Source organism: Actinobaculum suis, assembly GCF_900618115.1.
GTDB classification, from domain to species: domain Bacteria; phylum Actinomycetota; class Actinomycetes; order Actinomycetales; family Actinomycetaceae; genus Actinobaculum; species Actinobaculum suis.
Genome location: NZ_UYIO01000001.1, coordinates 1685784 through 1703217 on the forward strand (window position 1 = coordinate 1685784; position 17434 = coordinate 1703217).

Consider the following 17434-nt stretch of genomic DNA (forward strand, 5'->3'; position numbering starts at 1 on the left):
GTACAAACACCTGCTTCTACCCGCAGGTTCGTAGTTTCTAATGGGCCCGCTTAGGACTCGCTAATTACCACTGATTGTACCCACAAAAACTAAGCGGTACAGCGGCGTCCGGCCAAGCGAAATTCTCCGGAAAATGCTTCGAATTACTACCTCGAAAACACTTGCACTAAACCGCTTTAGTCACTACGCTCATATGGTAGATGCCAAAGGAGTCATCAATCTTCCACCCGCATTTAGCGTTGCGACAATCCGGCCGTAACAGCTGTTATTTCCGCCTTACCCAGTAGCTTCTACGCGAAAGAGTAACAGCGGCAAAACTACAGAAAAGCGGGAAACGGAATTCCCTTACGGTCAAAGGAGGGCCGCGTATCCCAGGAAGGCACAAAAGCCTTTCGGGAACTGTTTACCCCTTTTGCATCCCGGCGTTCTATCCGCCTTTCTCAGTAATGACCAGCAGATACGGGGCATCACAAATGCACGATAATCGCAGTATTTTGGAAGGCCGCGTGCGGCGCGCGCTCGCGGAGAAGATTCTCCCGGCCTGTTATACAGAACTTACCGACTTAGACGTAACCTGCTGGCAGGTGCCAGATCCAGAAGCGAAACCGGTAACTCCAGCGCAGGTCCCGCCTTTCTCGCAGTTCCGTCCGTTTGCCATTGGTGAGTATTGGGGTCGGGCGTGGGAAACCGTGTGGATGCGGATGCGAGCGCAGACCGCGCCGCTTGCTCCCGAAATCAAGGAACTGCTTGGGCTTGGTGCCCGCACAAGCACTGCTGATACCGCGAGCGCTGACGGTGTTTGCGGGCCGGATAATACGTGCGGGCCGGATAGTACTTGCGCTGCTGACCAGGTTGAGATCCTGGTGAACCTGGGGTGGCAGGACCACTCCCCTGGTTTTCAGGCGGAGGGCCTGGTACACCGCACGGTTGTCCCGGAGGGAGCCCCGGCGGGCACAGACCAGGCATATATCGGCCCTACCGTGAAGGCGATCAATCCGAAGAATTTGTGGATTCCTGCTCGCAAGGTTCTCAGCGCTAGCGGCGATATTGATTTCACGATCGAAGCGGCAGCGAACCCGATCTTGCTTGATGTGCCGCCTTTCCAAGTTACTTACGAGGGCGATATTCGTACTTCTTCTGCCCGCCCGCTTTACCAACTGGTGCAGGCCAGTGTGGTTTTGCGGCACGGCCAGGTTTATCAGCTCGCGCTCGATATGAGCGTGTTGCACGAGATGGTGGCGGCAAAACCGGAGCTGGACGGGCATGACTGGTTGATTTTGCGCACGCTTTCTGCGGCTTTGGACCAGTTGGACCTGGCTGATATTCCGGCTACCGCTGCCCGGGCCCGGGAACTATTGCAGCCGGTGCTGACCACTCCTGCCCATGTGGAAGCACCGCAGATTTACGCCGTCGGGCATGCGCACATCGATTCGGCGTGGCTGTGGCCTTTGCGGGAAACGCCCCGCAAAGTGAACCGTACTTTGGCCAATGTGGTCAATCTTTTGGAGCAGGGCGAAGACATGTACTTCGCTTTCCCGGCCGCTCAGCATGCCGCGTGGCTAGCCGAGGAAGATCCGGAATTGTTTGCCCGGGTACGTAACTGGGTGGCAAAGGGCCGGATTGTGCCGGTCGGTGGCATGTGGGTGGAATCGGATGCGGTGCTTCCCGGTGGGGAGGCTATGTGCCGCCAGTTTGTGGAAGGGCAAGCTTTCTTCGAAGAAGCTTTCGGGGTGGAATGTAGCGAGGTGTGGCTGCCCGATTCCTTCGGCTATTCGGCGGCTTTGCCACAAATTGCGCGGGAAGCTGGAATCAAACGGTTCTTGACGCAAAAGATTTCTTGGAATCAGGTGAATGCTTTCCCGCATCACACTTTCTTGTGGGAAGGTATTGACGGTTCGCGGATTTTCACGCACTTCCCACCCGCAGATACTTATGGTTCCGATGTTACGGGGGCGCAAATCCGTCACGCCGTGATTAATTCTCGCGATAAGGGCCATACTTCGGTTTCCTTGCTGCCCTACGGTTACGGGGATGGGGGCGGTGGGCCAACCCGCGAAATGCTGGGCCGCCTAGCCCGGCAGCGTGATCTGGCCGGTGCTCCGCGGTTGCTTTCGGCTTCCCCGCATGATTTCTTCGACCGGGCTATCGAAGCCTACGAAAAGCCGCCGGTGTGGGCCGGGGAACTCTACCTGGAATTGCATCGGGGCACGTTCACTTCGCATGTGGCTACCAAACGCGGCAACCGGGAAACGGAAGCTTTGCTTAGGGAAACCGAGTTGTGGTGTACGACGGCGGCCGTGCGCGGCCTGATGGAATACCCCTACGAAGAGCTGCGGGCTTTGTGGCGGCAAGCTTTGCTGTGCCAATTCCACGATATTCTTCCCGGTTCTGCCATCTCCTGGGTCTACCGCGAAGTGGCCGGTATTTACGCCCATCTGCGCGAGCGTTGCGAAGCCTTAACAAAGCAGGCTTTGCAGGCTTTGACGAGCCAGGCAGCAAAGGTGCCAAACGCCCTGGCTACACCCAGTGGTACGGCCGGCACGGTTTTGCGGGCCAATGCCACTTCCTTTACGCAAGATGGCGTGCCGCCTTTCGCGGTGGGCTACGTGGGCGCGCGCGAAAACTCCGAAGCTGGGCCAACTGCAAACAATTTGGAGGCCGGGCCGGATTATTTGAGCAACGGGCTGCTAACTTTGCGTTTTGCGGACGGGGCTTGTGTATCTTTGCAAGACCGTTCCGGGCGCGAATATATTCCGCGGCAAGAAGCGGCCGGCACTTTCCAGGTGCATCAAGACTTCCCCAATATGTGGGATGCCTGGGATATTGATCCTTTCTATCGTGGTTCGGAAGAACGCCTAGACCTGCAGTTTGGCGGCACCGAATTTTTGCAGGCTACTAATTCCGCGGAATTAGCTGGCTCCGGGGTGGCCGCACAAACCGCGGAATTAGTAAGCACCGGAATAGCCGCCCAAACCGCGGAATTGGTTGGCACGGCGGTGCAGGCAGTTTCTACGGCCCGGTATGGCGATTCTGAGTTGCGCATTACGTGGCAGTTGCGGCCCGGAGAAGAGTTCGCGCGCGTACGCGTGGATGCTGATTGGCACGAACACGAAAAGCTTCTCAAACTAGCATTCCCGGTTCGGATTCACACCGATCGGGCCCAATACGAGACGCAGATGGGTTATATCGAACGGCCCACTCACACAAATACGTCTTGGGATGCGAGCCGTTTCGAAGTTTCCTGCCACCGCTGGTTGCGGCTAGCAAATGCCGGGGCTAGCCTCGCGATCGCTAATGATGCGACCTACGGTTGGGATATTACGCGCCATCAGGAAGGCCGGCGCAGCACGTATTCGCGCGTGCGGGCAACCCTGCTGAAATGCGCCCGGTATCCCGATCCGGAACAAGACCAAGGCCAGTTCTCCTGGAATTTCCGGCTCCACCCGGGAGCCAGCGTGGAGGCGGCAATTGCTGATGGTCAAGATATTTGCTTGGGCACCCGCTATGTTTCCGGCACCCCGGCAGGCCCAGCCGGCCCGGCAGTCCCGGCGGCAAGCCCGGTAGCTCCGCTCTTCCGCGTGGAAGGGGCCGTAGTCGAATCGGTGGCCATGGCTCCCGACCGTTCGGGCAACGCCGTCGTACGCATTTATGAGGGCCGCGGTGCTACTAGCCACGTAACCATTCAAGCTCCCGAGTTTTCCCGCGCCTGGTGTACCGATTTACGGTACCGCAGCCCGGAAGAATCCGGTTATGCAGGGCCGGAAATGCGGTGGGACGGTAAGGCCTGGCAGCTAGAACTCGCCCCCTTCCAGATCGCGACGATTCGATTCGAGCGTGCACTATGAGATTCGGAGTCAATTACACGCCGCGGCAAGGCTGGTTCTATTCCTGGCTAGATTTCGACCGCGCGCAAGTGCAAGCAGATTTCACGGCGCTCAAAGAAATCGGGGCGGATCACGTGCGGATTTTCCCGCTCTGGACGCTCCTGCAACCCAACCGGACCTATATCCGCCCGCAAGCCATTCGGGATGTGGTCAGCGTGGCGGAAGTCGCCGACGATCTGGGGCTGGATATTTTCGTGGACGTTTTGCAAGGCCACCTTTCCTCCTACGATTTCCTACCTTCGTGGGTACTCAGCTGGCACGAACGCAATATTTTCACCGACCCGCAAGTCGTTGCGGCCCAGCAAAACCTGATTACCACTTTGGCAGGCGCGCTCGCCGACATTCCGCACGCGCGCGGGCTCAGCCTAGGTAACGAGATTATCCAGTTCGCTGCCTCTCGCCACCCTTCCCCGCAAGCGCTCACTTCCCACCAGGCCCGTACCTGGCTGGAAACGCTCTACCGGACGGCAAAGGCCGCCTGGCCGCACGGGATCCACACGCATTCTTTTGATGACGATTTGTGGTTTGCGCCCGACCAGCCCTTCACCCCCGAACTGGCCACCGCAATTGGGGATCTGACCACCGTCCATTCCTGGATTTTTGGCGGCGTAGGCCCAGCATACGGAGCCGACGCCCCCGAACTCGCCTGGTTTGCTCGCTACCTGTGCGAAGTTGCTAATGCTTGGGCAGAGATCTCTGCTTCCGCACCCGAGGGGCGCGGTTTGTGGCTACAAGAACTAGGAGCGCCACTAAATTACCTGCACGACGACGCCGCAGCCGCCACTTTCCTAACCAAAACTATCGACTGCCTTTTGGGCGCCCATGGCGGCGGGCCTACCCCGCACCTGCAAGCAATCACCTGGTGGTGCTCCCACGATGTGGATCGCCACCTCGCAGATTTCCCAGAAGTGGAATACGGCCTCGGGCTTTTCAACAGCGCCGGAGAACTAAAACCACAAGGCCAGGCTTTCCAAAAAGCGATCACCCAGTGGGGCACCCGTGCCGGTACGGCGAGCCGCACCGGCGCAACCAGCCCCCACCCCAGTGCCTCGAGCGGCGCAACCAGCCTCCACGCTGGAACAACCAGCTCCCCCGCAAGCGATACCAGTTCCGCCCAGAACGCGGCCGCTCCCAGCTCTGCCGCGGGCACGCCCCGAAACACTTTGCGGATAAATATTTGCCCACAAAGGCGCGACCTGCTGGATCCGCGCCACGAATTCTTTGCTACCTGGGTAGCCCATGCCCGGGCTGGGGACGTGCGACGCATCGTCCTCGGCACCGCACCCACCCCCAGCCCGGCCACGCCGCCAGTAGCCAAAGCAAGTTTCCATCCCCAGCAAGCGGAGACCACCGCCTAGCCGGAGAGGAATAACGGAAGATTTCCAAACGGACTTCAAGGAGGAAGTGCCATGAAATACGCAAAACTATTTGCGGTTATCGGGGCGGGCGCCCTCGCCCTCACCGCCTGCACCGGTGGAGGTACGGCGTCACAAGACACAAAATCGGCCGCACCCGATAAAACCAGTAGCGAAAGCACCAAACTATCCGGCGAAATTTCTTTCCAAACCTGGTCGCTGAAGAATGACCGCTTCACGCCCTATTTTGAAAAGCTAATCGCAGATTTCCAAAACGAACATCCCGGCACCACCATTAAATGGATGGATCAGCCCGGTGAAGGCTACGAAGATAAAGTCCTGCAACAAGCAAACGCAGACGAACTACCCGACGTCGTCAACCTGCCACCCGGATATGCCGCCCAACTAGCGAAAGCCGGCATGGTAGAAAACCTCGAAACCGTCAACAAAGACGTTTTGAAAGAATACGTTCCGGGCGGCATTTCGGCCTACCAGTTCCCCGGCGTAGAAGGCACCTACGGCTACCCGTGGTACCTCGGCACCGACATGAACTGGTTCAACACCGAACTCCTCGAAAAAGCAGGGGTCTCCAAAGACCAGCTCCCCAAGACCATGGACGAACTCTTCGAAACCGCCGATAAGGTAGCAAAAGCCACCAACGGCGAAGTCAAGATGATCTCCAACCTGCCCGACGCCGACGCCTTCGCCAATGCCGGCGTAAAATTCCAGAAAGACGACGGCACCTACGACTTCAACACCCCCGAAGGGGTGAAACTCGTACAGCGCTGGAAGGACGCCTACGCCAACGGCTCGATGACCCCCGAAGCGCTCAACGCAGACTGGACGGGCAACGCCATGCTCTACAAGCAAGGCCGCACCGCCTGGACCACAGCCTCGGCTGGCTTCGCCTCCGAACTGGAAAAGGAAGCCCCCTCCCTACTCGGAGTCTCTGTAGCCACCCCGCGTATCGGCAACCCGCCACTCTTCGTGCAAGGCATCTCCGTCTCCGCACATTCGAAGAATCCAGAACTGGCCCGCGCCTTCGCCCAATACGTCACCAATAACCACAACCAAGTGGAATTCGTAAAAATCGCCCAAGGTTTCTTCCCCGGCACCCAAGAAGGCAACTCCAACCCGGACACCTTCACTTCCGTCATCAAGAATGACCTGCAGAAAACCGCGACCACCACGGCCGCCGAAGCCATGAAGACCGCCGCCCCCACCACGGGCGTGGACTTCACCGAAGACATGGGCAAATACACGAAACAACAGGTAGCGCTCGCGGTGCGTGGTGACGTGCCGATCGAAGACGCCCTGCAAAAGATTTCCGATTATGCCAACCAAAATGCTGTGAAATAGCGGCCGCTAACCGCTACTCACAGCTCTTACCCCTGGCTCGCTGGTAAAGGGCCGGCTGGTGCGGCACGCAAACCACCGCACTATCGGGCACCGTAACCGGCCCTTACCGCCAGCCAAGACCGCGCGCACGCGCGTAGCAACACAGCAACAAGTAACCATATGCAAGCAAGGGGCGGCAGCGGAGTTTTCGCTCCCTGCCGCCCCTGCTGAAAGGACTGATTTACGGTGATAGTCAACTGGCTCGGTGATAAATCATGAAATGGCACCGTTGGTATACGCCCTACGTGTTGATTGCCCCGGCGATCCTCTGGGTGCTTGTTTTCTCTATCTGGCCGTTCCTGAACACGATCTACCTTTCCTTCACGGACGCCAGGCCCCTGCGCACCCCAAATTTCGTAGCTCTCGAAAACTACGCGCAGCTATTTTCTGATGAACGCTTTAAATTCGCGATTATGACCTCGCTCGTGTACGTAATCGTGTGCGTACCATTGCTTACTTTCCTGCCGCTTCTTTTGGCCGTTCTGGTGCAAAAGAAAGTACCGGGGATTTCCTTCTTCCGCACTTCTTACTACCTGCCGGTAATCGCTTCCGTGGTAGTTATCGGGGTTATTTGGACGTGGCTTTTCGATTCCCAAGGGATCATCAACGAAACCTTGCAATGGCTGCATTTGACCGATCAGCCAATTAACTTCCTCACCGAACGGTGGCTGATTGTTTTCGTAGCCATCTCCCTTACCGTGTGGAAAGGATTGGGCTACTACATGGTGATCTACATGGTAGGCCTGGCCAATGTACCCAAAGACCTGTACGAAGCCGCCGAAATTGATGGGGCTGGCTGGTGGCGCCGCTTCTGGAACGTCACGGTTCCGGGGGTGCGAGGCATTATGCTCCTCATTTCCGCGCTAGTCACCGTGGCCGCAATCCGCGTCTTCTCCGAAATCTACGTACTCACCAACGGTACTGGCGGGCCCGGCGGACAGTCGCAATCCATAGTCATGATGATCCAACAGGCCGGTAAGGGACTGAACGGCAACCTCGGATATGCTTCCGCGATCTCCGTAGCCCTGTTCTTCCTTACCTTCCTCCCCCTGGTTTTGGTTGCCTACATCAACCAGGGAACAGAAATCCGGGCCACCCGCAAACTTGCCAAACAGCAAAAACTCATCGCGCGGCAACGGCGAGCAGAACGGGCCCAGCACACCGGGCATCGCCAGGAGGTAACCAATGAATAATCCACGCCAAGATAATTCTGCGGTAGCGCGCCCGCAGGCCGCTCCCGGCCCGTCCGCGCAACCGGCCCCGCCCGCTCTGCCCGCCACCCCGCCGGCCGCTCCCACCACCCAGGTAGTGACCGCGCCGTCCGGTACGGTTCCCACCCGGCGTCGTGCTGGGATGCACATGCGCCGGACCAACCGGCCCTTGCTAACTATTGGCCGCTACGTGCTTTTGCTTTTGATCTTCGTCATTTCGGTGGGACCATTCCTGATCCAGCTTTCGATGGCTTTCAAAGGCAAGAACGAAGACGCTTTTGGTTTCCCGCCGCAGCTCATCCCAGATGACCCAACGCTGGAAAACTTTGCGGAAGTGACCCGGAATGTGCCGGTGCTCCAATATGCGTGGCATTCGCTTTTGGTAGCCGTAGCTATCGTGGTTTCCAATGTCATTTTTGCTACTTTGGCGGGCTACGCTTTCGCGATCATGAAATTCCGTGGGAAAGCGATCGCCTTTGCGATTATCTTGTCCACGTTGTTACTTCCCGGCGAAGTAACTCTTACCTCCCAGTACCTGACCGTGAAAGCGCTTGGCGCGGCCAATACGCTGGTAGGCGTCTTCCTCCCCGGGGCGATTAGCGCCATGAATGTTTTGCTCATGACGGCCGCTGCCCGTTCCATTCCCACCGCGATTTTGGATGCTGCCACTTTGGACGGCGCCACTACTTTCCAAAGGCTGCGGCTCGTGGTGTGGCCGAACGTGCGTGGTATGGCCGCCGTGGTTGCCCTCATGTCATTTATCGGCGCTTGGGATGATTTCCTGTGGCCCTTGGTAGTGCTTTCTGACCCCGAAAAGTACACGCTCACGGTAGGAATCCAATACCTGAACTCCTCCTTCGGTTCGAATCCGCGCGTGGTGGCGGCAGGCACCGTGATCGCACTGGTCCCGATCATTATCCTCTTCGCGGTGTTCCAAAAGCAGTTCTTCCGCGGCGTGGAACAAGGCGCAGTCAAGGAATAATGATGAACGTTTGCCCGCTCCTCCCCCGCCCCCGCAGCTTCCGGGCCCTACCTGGCGTGCTCCGCCTCGATGCTACGACTATCGTGAGCGGGGACTTCGCGGCCGCTACGGCGTGGATTTTGCGCCGCTCCACCGGTTTGCCCTTCCCGGAAAAGATCGGTACCGAAAATCTGCCGGGCCCGCACCTGCGCACCGTGCACGATTTACAACTGGGCGCGGAAGAATATCGCCTCGTGGTGCAGCCCAGCGGTGTATTGATATGCGCCGGCGGGCGGCGCGGGGCGATCTGGGCAGCGCAATCTTTGTTACAACTAGCCCAAGTTCCCGCGCCCGCACCACGGGCGGTAAAGCTGGCCACCGCGCCAGTGGGTACGGAAGCTAGGCAACCGGCAACGCCGCCTGCAGCGGCAACGACGCCGGCAACGGCGCCCGCACCGACAACGGCCACGGCACCGGCCACGGAAACAGTACCGGCACCGCCGCTGGCCAGATGCGGCGTGGCGGAAGAGCTCGTGGTGCCCTGCGCAGAAATTACGGATCAACCCCGCTATGCCTGGCGCGGTTGCGGCCTGGATACGGCCCGCCACTTCTTTCCCGTGGCAGACCTCGCGGATTTTCTGGGCTGGCTTTCCTATTACAAGATCAATGTTTTTCATTGGCATTTGACCGATGATCAGGGTTGGCGCTTCGAATCGCGCCGCTATCCGCGGCTCACTTCCGTGGGCAGCTGGCGGAGCGAAACGATTAGCCCCTTGCACGGTACGGATCGGACCCCACACGGTGGTTTCTATACCCAAGCCCAAATCCGTTACATTTGCCAATTGGCGGAAAAGCTAGGCATCACCGTGGTTCCCGAAATTGAATTCCCCGGGCACCTATCTGCCGCAATCGCCGCTTATCCCAAACTCGGCGCTACCTCTGCGCAAGACGTACCGACCGCACCTGCCACTAGGCCGGTGGCCCGCACCTGGGGTGTTTTCGAAGGGACCCTGCGGTTCACGGAAGAAAACTTACGTTTCGTTACCGATATTTGGGAAGAAGTATTGGAAGTAACCGGGGCACGTATTGTTCATATAGGGGGTGACGAGGTACCGCCCGGGCCGTGGAAACTTGATAAACCCACCGCGCAGTTCTGTGCCAGGCATGGTATTGCCGGCCCGCACGCTCTCCAAGCTTGGTTCACAAACTATCTGGTCAGCTGGTTGGATGAACGCGGGGTACAAGCCGTAGCCTGGGATGAAGCTTTCGAAAACGTTCCGGCCACGCAGCAAGCCCCGAACCTGATCTGCCAGGCTTGGCGCGGCCATGCTCGCGGCCAGAAAATCGCGGCGGCAGACATCCGCACAATTATGAGCCCGGCCGAGCTGCTCTACTTTAACAACTACCAAAGCCTAGATAGCGCCGAACCCTATGCCCAGGGCGCGCTATCCACAGTTGCAGATGTATGTGCCTATGACCCGAGTGCAGGGCTGCCCGCGCCGGCCGCACGCAATGTGCTTGGCACCCAATTCATGGTGTGGACGGAATACGTGGAAAACTACCGCCAACTGCAGTATTGCGCATGGCCGCGCGCCCTTGCTTTCGCGGAACTAGCTTGGCACGCCACCCCGGTGCCCGCGCCCGCCGCAGCTCCAGTACCGGCAACAACTAGCGCACCGGTAGCTACCGCGGGCAATGCAGCGGCCGCGAGCGCGCAGACCGTTACCGAAACCAAAGCAGCCGCCGCGAGCGCGGCGAACTCAGATTTCCGCGCCCGCATGGACGCACATCTCGCCGTCCTCGCTGCCGCGGGGCTGAACTATCGACCATTGGCCGGCCCTCTCCCCTGGCAAAAAGCGGGGACCGGGCGGCGCCAACGTCCCGACCGGCTAGACGGCATAATTATGTAAACCCTGCGGGCCCGGCCAGCCCTGGCAGAGCTAGCTGCGGGCGGTGCCGGCGCACTACCGCCCGCATACCTGGTCTCCTGCCGAACGAGGTGGCCAGACCGGCTCGGACAGTTTTGGCAAAGTGGCGGGCGGGGGCACCTACGGGCGGGGCCACCTACGAGCATGGCCACCTACGGGTATGGCTACCCGCGGGCTGGACTAGTGTGGGGCGCGGCTAGCGGCGGCGTCGAAAAACTAACCGTAAAAGCAACCGATACTAAGGCAGGAAGAGAAATGAACGAGCAGATTTTAGTTGCGGGTGAGGCGCTCATTGATTCAATTGCGGCGGCCGGGCAGGCCCCGCGCGAAGTCGTGGGCGGGAGTTTGTTCAATGTGGCAGGCGGACTGGCGCGGCTGGGGGTTCCCACCGATTTTGCCACCTGGTTTGGAAAAGACGCGCGCGGCCAGCAAATCGCTGCCCATGCGCGCAAACTGGGAGTGCGAATCGTGCCGGGTTCGGCGCAAGCAACGGCGACGTCGGTAGCGCACGCCCGCCTCGATGCAGATGGGAAAGCTAGTTATACCTTCGAGGTCGAATCGGATATTCCCACGCTGGAAAACTTAGGCGATATTGGGCATGTGCATATCGGGTCTTATTCGGCAGTAGTTTCCCCGAGTGGGGAAAAGATCGCGGCCTTGGCCGCCGCACAGGCCAGGCGCGCCACGATTTCGTATGACCCGAACTGCCGGCCAGATTTGATGGGAGATCCAGATGCAGCGCGGAAGAAAATAATGGCGCTCGTGGAACTGGCCGATATTGTGAAAGTTTCCGATGAAGACTTGCATTGGCTTTACCCGGGGCTAGCGTTATCGGAGATTTTGGCGCAGTGGGCGCAAATCAGCATTCCTTTGCTAGTGGTAACCCGCGGGGCTGAGCCGGCGCTAGTGAGCGTGCGCGGGAAAACGCCTTTCCATGCGCTGGCCTCTCGTAAAGTACCGGTAGGCGATACCGTGGGTGCGGGTGATTCCTTTATGGCCGGGCTTTTAACCGGGCTGTATAGAGACCGTTTTATCGCTGCCGGTTCGGCCCGCGAGCGCTTGCGGCAAACCAGTTTTGCAGACTTTGGGGTCGCTTTGCAGATCGCACAAACTTGCGCGGCGATAACGGTTTCTGCAAATGGGGCTTATGCGCCTACGCGGGCGGAAGTGGCGGCCGCGTTCTGAACAGGTTAAGTTCTTGGCAGGTTAGCGGCTGTTTTTTGGCGGGTTAGCGGCTGGGTTCTTGGCGAATGCTAGATTCTGGGCATGCCCGGTTCTTCCCGTGCTGGGTTCTTAGGTGCTCGAGTTTTGCGGTCTGCCACGGGGCGAGGTTTTTCGGTTTTGTGGCGCCGGGTTGGTGCGTGCAGAAAACGCGGAATTGGTGAAGAGTGGGGATATGAGTACGCGTATTTCTTTGGTTAGTGGCGATATTACGGAGCTCGCGGTAGATGCGATCGTCAATGCTGCCAATTCGAGTTTATTAGGCGGCGGCGGAGTGGACGGGGCAATTCACCGCGCCGCCGGGCCGCAACTTTTGGCAGCCTGCAAACAGCTTCGCCGCGAACAGCTCCCCGCGGGGCTTCCGGTTGGCCAGGCGGTTTCCACCCCGGGTTTCGATTTACCAGCACGCTGGGTTATCCACACGGTGGGGCCGAATCGGCATCGCGGGCAAACCGACCCGGAACTTTTAGCAGCGGTTTTTCGCAATAGTTTGCAAGAAGCGGACCGGCTCGGTGCCACCTCGGTAGCATTCCCGGCAATTTCCGCGGGCGTGTACGGCTGGAAGATGGAAGAAGTGGCGCGCATAGGTCTCGAAACTGCGCGCGCTTACCCCGGGCCGGCCAGTATCACCTTCTGTCTTTTTAACGACGCCGCGCTCTCCACTTGGCAGGAAGTTGCCGCCGCCCAGCAAAACTAGAAATCGCCACTACTTAGCGGGAATCGCTGCTACTTAGCGGGTTCGGCGTCCCCAGCAGAGCAGCCCGAACGAACCAGAGAGCCTAAAGAAGCAGCAAATACAAACAGGCGCGGGCCCCTGCTGATTTCTCGTAGTGGCCCGCGCCCGGTATCGCCTCGCGCCCGTTTAGCGAGTATTGAGTTGTGATCTGTTGGCGGTGCCTGCCGGCAGATATATTTCTTTAGCCGACCGGCGATTTATGGTTACTCGAGCTTGCCTCAGGTCTTGCTCGCAACCCGTTATCCACACGTTCAGCGATGCTGACGCTAGTGGTATTGCTGATACTCACCGGTTATAGGTGCTAACTCACTGCTTCTCAGTGGTGTTAGCGATTCCCAGTGGCGGCACTGCCATTGCGTCTCTTTGGCTCGCCAGGTTTACCCCGGCTTGCCAAAGCACTATTTTACGCGGCGAGTTCAGTAGGCGCGTGATTTCTGCGCGTTTCTTCCAGAAGTCTAGGCGGCCGGCGGGAAGAACCCCACGTGGCTGTAGAACACGGTGAATGCTAGGAAACACCAGAGCACACCGCAACCCCAGGTAGCCAGCGTAAAGAACCTTCCAATGTGTTTGTTTTCCGGTGCGAAGGGCGAAAGCATCGCTGCCAGCCCCGTACCGCAATACAAGAACATCATCAGGAGCGGTTCAAGCAGGGAACCCGCCATGAGGCGCGCGATCGGTTCGGTGTCCGGCGGGCGCCACATTCCGAAGTGCATGCCCGCAATCCCGAAGAAGATTAGGCCGATACCACCGATTGCGGCCACGTAAAGGATAGGGCGCAGGGTGGCGACGACGTCGAACTTCCGCTCCCCACGATCCTCGGCACGTTCGCCGCGGATAATCGCGAGCCCGGCGAAGAAGGTGAGAACGCCGAAGAAAGCGGCCGGTTCACCGAAGGTGATGTTATCGACGGCGCAGCAGAAGGCACCGTCAATTTGGGCTAGCGGCCAGGTTAGCATCATGTGCAAACCGGTAATACCGAGGAATGCACCCAGCGCGGCGAAAGTCCAGCCAAAGCCGGCTACGGTACGCCGATTGGGGCGCCCCGCGGCCCGCATAAACAGTGGCACCATGACCATAATTGCGCCGGTAACAAGCGCCATCATGGTGTTATAAGTAATACCTTGCATCAATATGCTCATTACTTACGCTCCCCTAGTATTCCCTGCCGTACAGACATCAGGGCAACGCAAATAGCGCCGGTAAGGCACCAGCTCAGCGCGCCAAGATCTTGCCCGAAATCACCACTTGCGGTGACCCAGAAAACAACACCAATGGCGATGCCAATGATGAGCACTGCCCAGGTTATTTTTGCGAGCAACGCTGCCCACCGGTAAGCGACGGCGTCGCTTAGGTCCCTGGGAAGACCTGTTGTATCCAGCTTCTCGTCCATGGGACCATAGTACCCCATTTCTGGGAAACATCTGCAAAATCAGCGAACCATTTCAGGACTTTAGTCCTCAGGCTGGGAAAACTACCTTGGGGCCGATTAAATCGCCACGGCGCACACCGATCGCCACCAGATTGTTTGTTTCGTCCACGAGTGCTACCGGCGTGGCGCATTCTTGTATTTGAATGGCTTGGCCATGCCGCAAAGCAGCAACCTGGGCGGCAGTCACTGTGACCACGGGCAATGCCCGACTAGCTGCTTGTGCCGGAGGCATTAGTCGTAGCGTTCCGCGCGGGTTTGCGAGGCTATCGGTGTCTTGTTTCCCGGCGTTCTTCGTTTCTGTTTTTCCGGTGGCGTGCGTTTCCGCTTTTTCGGTGTTCCCCGTTTCCGTTTCCCCGGTGTTCCCCGTTTCCGTTTCCCCGGTGTTCTTCGTTTCTGTTTTTCCGGTGGCGTTCGTTTCCGCTTCCCCGGTGGCGTGCGTTTCCGTTTCCTCGGTGCGGCTGGATGTTGTATCAGCACTGGCACTCACGGCAGATGCGGTTACTTCCGCCGCAAGTTGTTCGATGGTGCGTGCTTCAGCGAGGGTAAACCCGCCTACGCGCCGCCGTTCCAAAGAGGTCATATGGGCTTCCGTGCCGGCCGCGCGGCCCGCATCGCGTGCCAGGGCCCGCACATAAGTTCCCGCTGAACACACTACGTCTACGTCGATATCCACTACCGGCACTTCCCGGATTTGCGGGACTGCACCTTCTGCAGGGGCAGGGACTTCTACCGCGGCGGTACCGGGGCGCGCCGGCCCGCAAACAGTTAGCGCCGAAATTTCGATCTGCGCTGGGGCCAGCTCGACTTCTTGGCCAGCGCGGGCGGCAGCATAGGCGCGTTGGCCGTTAATTTTCTTTGCCGAAAAAGCGCTTGGCACTTGCCAGATTTGCCCTATTTGGGTTTCTAATGCCCGCCGGATTTCGGCCTCAGCACTGCTCCCAGGCGCAGGAGTATAGCCGGGCGCGCGCAACACTTGCCCGGTGGAATCTTCCGTATCGGTACCGATTCCGAATCTGAAACCAGCGCGGTATTCCTTTTCGGTTCCCGCAATGTAGGGCAACAGCCGGGTAGCGCTTCCCACGCCGATTACCAGCACGCCGGTAGCCAGCGGATCGAGCGTACCGGCATGCCCCACTTTCCGAGTACCCGCTAAACGGCGGATAGCGGCAACGACGTCGTGCGAAGTAACCCCGGCAGGTTTGTTGACCACCAGGACTCCGTTCCCCGCATCGCAACCGCGCGGTAATTCGCCCCACGGAAGCTCGCGGCGCAAACGCTCACGCCGCGGGCCGCGCGCTTTTTTCGATTTTTTACCGTTATCGCCGTTTTGCGGGTGCGTCATTTGGCAGTGCCTCCTGTATTTCCGGATAGATTCGGCTGGGCAAGGGCGTGGCGGAGACGCCCCTGGGCAATGTCTATGGCGAACCCGCACACGAAAGCGATTACGGCAGGTACCGCGAAAGGCAAATGATTTGTGCCCAGCGGCATAGCGTCAAGTAGTGGCCGCAAGCCGGCAAATATTTCCAGCTTCGTGGCCCACAGCGCTTCGAAAAGCGAAACGAAAGCCGCCACCCAGGCCGATATCCGGTACGTCCAATACAGCCGCCCGGGAATCAAAATGTCTACCAGGGTTGTTACCACGAGCGTAATAACTACCGGGTAGACGAGTTGGTTTACCGGTTCGATCAGGTTGAGGATCGCCTCTAGCCCCATATTGGAAAATCCGAAAGCAATCAGCAACTGGCCCACCAACATGGTGTTATAGCTAATACTGGGGAAATACGAACGGAAGAAAGCTGTAGACGAGGTAAGCAGACCGGTAGCCGTGGTAAGGCACGCCAGGATCGCAATGGCCCCGAATAGCACCTGCCCACCCGTGCCGTAGAACTGTTGCGCCACACCGGAAAGTGCTTCTGCTCCGTTTGCGTAGCCATCGCCTGCAACCCGGGTGCCTATCATTGCCAAACCAATATAGACGACGGCGAGGAAAACGCCGGCTACCAGACTGGCCGCAGAAGTGGCCCGGAAAGAGCTCCGCTGGGTAGCAAAACCCGTATTCCGCAAATTCGTAACGATAATCAACCCAAATACGAATCCGGCTATCGCATCCATCGTGAAATAGCCTTGTAGGAGGCCGGTAGAAACCGGACTATCTACATATTTCGGCGCGGGCGGGTTACCAGCGGGCGGAAGCTTGATGACTACGGTAATAACCAGAATTGCCATCAAGATTAGGAGCGCGGGGGTGAGATAGCCGCCCACTCTTTCCACGACGCGGCTCGGCCGGCTCACCAGCAGGTACACGACAGTGAAGAAAACGAAGGAATAAATGGCCAGGCCGATGCCGCCCCCGGAATCTGCGCCAGGGACCAGCGGGGCGATAGCCATCTCATAGGACACCGCGGAAACGCGAGGTACCGCATAAAACATGCCGGTGGTGAGGAACATGGCGAAAAGTAAAACCGTACCGGGGATCTTCCCGATTCTTTCCGCTACTTCCCGCGGGGTGCCATCTTTAGAAGACGAAGCCGCGATGATTGCGAGCACCGGTAACAGCACTCCGGTACCCAAGAAACCGGCGAGGGCCGGAAACACATTAGTGCCTGCTTCGGTGCCGAGCATGACCGGGAAAATAAGATTGCCGGCGCCGAAAAACATGGCGAATAAGGCGAGCCCGGCCACCGTGATGGCCCGGGCTCGGCTATTTGCATTGGAGGTTGCGCGGGAGCTAGCGCTCACCTGCATTATCACTTTCTGCGCTGGCAGTTGCTCCGGCCTGTGCTTCTGGCTCGGCCTGCGCTCCGGCTGCGGCCTCCCGGTGGGCCGTCGCTTCCGTATTCGTTTCGAATTGTCTCTCAGCCGCCGCAGTTGCCTCGGCCTCGCGGGGTTTGCGATACGGATCTGCGTCTCCCGCATATTCGGTGCCACGCTGGCGCGCTAGCTGGGCATCGCGGTGCCGTGCTGCGGCAAGCACGTCTTCGAAACTGCGCGCAGTTTCGGGAAGCCGATCGAGTTCAAACTCGATGGTTGGCGTGAGCCGCAAGCCCAATTGTTTGCCAACTTCGCTGCGGATAATGCCGCGCGCCGCGTTTAGGGCACGTTCGGCGTCTTTCATCCGCTCTTCGTTATGCGCGGTGAAATATACGGTGGCTTGTTGCAGGTCACCCGTCACCCGCGCTTCGGTGATTGTTACTAGTTCCAGGCGGGGATCTTTCAGCCGATTTCCGAGCATTTCTGCCACGATCTGCTGTACCCGTTTTGCCACACGTTCGGCACGGGGATTAGCCATAACTATCTCCTCATCATTTGCT

The 17434-nt window shown here is 58.8% G+C and carries 13 protein-coding genes; 8 read left to right on the forward strand and 5 right to left on the reverse strand.

The genetic code is table 11. The annotated features are described in order from the left end of the window. Positions 1–473: 473 nt before the first annotated feature. From H8274_RS06910 to H8274_RS06945, 8 genes are all read left to right on the forward strand, one after another. On the forward strand, positions 474–3845 hold the full coding sequence (locus tag H8274_RS06910; RefSeq protein ID WP_244924551.1) for an alpha-mannosidase: 3372 nt from the start codon (positions 474–476) through the stop codon (positions 3843–3845). Beyond that, entirely contained in the window at positions 3842–5242 is a 1401-nt protein-coding gene (locus H8274_RS06915) for a glycoside hydrolase 5 family protein (RefSeq protein WP_065414487.1), read from the forward strand. Before H8274_RS06910 ends, H8274_RS06915 begins: the two co-directional genes overlap by 4 nt. A 51-nt stretch (positions 5243–5293) precedes the next feature. Then, complete coding sequence (locus H8274_RS06920; protein ID WP_049618740.1) at positions 5294–6598, forward strand: ABC transporter substrate-binding protein; 1305 nt, start codon at positions 5294–5296, stop codon at positions 6596–6598. Positions 6599–6852: 254 nt separating this feature from the next. Further along, positions 6853–7830 (forward strand): carbohydrate ABC transporter permease, encoded by a 978-nt coding sequence (locus H8274_RS06925; RefSeq protein WP_065414488.1) that lies wholly within the window; start codon positions 6853–6855, stop codon positions 7828–7830. Then, on the forward strand, positions 7823–8830 hold the full coding sequence (locus tag H8274_RS06930) for a carbohydrate ABC transporter permease (RefSeq protein WP_244924552.1): 1008 nt from the start codon (positions 7823–7825) through the stop codon (positions 8828–8830). Before H8274_RS06925 ends, H8274_RS06930 begins: the two co-directional genes overlap by 8 nt. Further along, the gene (locus tag H8274_RS06935) at positions 8830–10719 is read left to right on the forward strand and encodes a beta-N-acetylhexosaminidase (RefSeq protein ID WP_185934164.1); all 1890 of its coding nucleotides are present in this window, start codon (positions 8830–8832) and stop codon (positions 10717–10719) included. The genes H8274_RS06930 and H8274_RS06935 overlap by 1 nt, the downstream gene beginning before the upstream one ends. A 273-nt stretch (positions 10720–10992) precedes the next feature. Then, positions 10993–11922: a carbohydrate kinase family protein gene (locus H8274_RS06940; protein WP_185934165.1), complete on the forward strand. Its 930-nt coding sequence runs from the start codon at positions 10993–10995 to the stop codon at positions 11920–11922. 211 nt (positions 11923–12133) lie between these two features. Then, the gene (locus H8274_RS06945; protein WP_065414651.1) at positions 12134–12655 is read left to right on the forward strand and encodes an O-acetyl-ADP-ribose deacetylase; all 522 of its coding nucleotides are present in this window, start codon (positions 12134–12136) and stop codon (positions 12653–12655) included. Positions 12656–13149: 494 nt separating this feature from the next. Here the strand turns inward: H8274_RS06945 and H8274_RS06950 are convergent, their stop codons facing one another. The 5 genes from H8274_RS06950 to rbfA all read right to left on the reverse strand — a co-directional run bounded on the left by H8274_RS06950 (position 13150) and on the right by rbfA (position 17412). Next, entirely contained in the window at positions 13150–13833 is a 684-nt protein-coding gene (locus H8274_RS06950) for a DUF981 family protein (protein WP_083078442.1), read from the reverse strand. Continuing rightward, positions 13833–14084, reverse strand: a complete 252-nt coding sequence (locus tag H8274_RS06955) for a hypothetical protein (protein WP_049618744.1) — start codon at positions 14082–14084, stop codon at positions 13833–13835. The genes H8274_RS06950 and H8274_RS06955 overlap by 1 nt, the downstream gene beginning before the upstream one ends. Before the next feature lie 67 nt (positions 14085–14151). Further along, positions 14152–15465 (reverse strand): tRNA pseudouridine(55) synthase TruB, encoded by a 1314-nt coding sequence (gene truB / locus H8274_RS06960; protein ID WP_185934166.1) that lies wholly within the window; start codon positions 15463–15465, stop codon positions 14152–14154. Next, positions 15462–16862, reverse strand: a complete 1401-nt coding sequence (gene brnQ, locus H8274_RS06965; RefSeq protein ID WP_244924553.1) for a branched-chain amino acid transport system II carrier protein — start codon at positions 16860–16862, stop codon at positions 15462–15464. The genes truB and brnQ overlap by 4 nt, the downstream gene beginning before the upstream one ends. Next, positions 16852–17412 carry a 30S ribosome-binding factor RbfA gene (gene rbfA / locus H8274_RS06970; RefSeq protein WP_065414620.1) on the reverse strand — a complete coding sequence of 187 codons (561 nt, stop codon included), beginning with the start codon at positions 17410–17412 and terminating at the stop codon, positions 16852–16854. Before rbfA ends, brnQ begins: the two co-directional genes overlap by 11 nt. Positions 17413–17434: the final 22 nt, after the last annotated feature.

Coding starts and splice junctions, on each gene's coding strand:
- H8274_RS06940 (WP_185934165.1), top strand. CDS start 10,993: ATGAACGAGCAGATTTTAGTTGCGGGTGAGGCGCTCATTGATTCAATT.
- H8274_RS06910 (WP_244924551.1), top strand. CDS start 474: ATGCACGATAATCGCAGTATTTTGGAAGGCCGCGTGCGGCGCGCGCTC.
- H8274_RS06935 (WP_185934164.1), top strand. CDS start 8,830: ATGATGAACGTTTGCCCGCTCCTCCCCCGCCCCCGCAGCTTCCGGGCC.
- H8274_RS06955 (WP_049618744.1), bottom strand. CDS start 14,084: ATGGACGAGAAGCTGGATACAACAGGTCTTCCCAGGGACCTAAGCGAC.
- H8274_RS06925 (WP_065414488.1), top strand. CDS start 6,853: ATGAAATGGCACCGTTGGTATACGCCCTACGTGTTGATTGCCCCGGCG.
- H8274_RS06930 (WP_244924552.1), top strand. CDS start 7,823: ATGAATAATCCACGCCAAGATAATTCTGCGGTAGCGCGCCCGCAGGCC.
- H8274_RS06920 (WP_049618740.1), top strand. CDS start 5,294: ATGAAATACGCAAAACTATTTGCGGTTATCGGGGCGGGCGCCCTCGCC.
- H8274_RS06915 (WP_065414487.1), top strand. CDS start 3,842: ATGAGATTCGGAGTCAATTACACGCCGCGGCAAGGCTGGTTCTATTCC.
- rbfA (WP_065414620.1), bottom strand. CDS start 17,412: ATGGCTAATCCCCGTGCCGAACGTGTGGCAAAACGGGTACAGCAGATC.
- H8274_RS06945 (WP_065414651.1), top strand. CDS start 12,134: ATGAGTACGCGTATTTCTTTGGTTAGTGGCGATATTACGGAGCTCGCG.
- H8274_RS06950 (WP_083078442.1), bottom strand. CDS start 13,833: ATGAGCATATTGATGCAAGGTATTACTTATAACACCATGATGGCGCTT.
- truB (WP_185934166.1), bottom strand. CDS start 15,465: ATGACGCACCCGCAAAACGGCGATAACGGTAAAAAATCGAAAAAAGCG.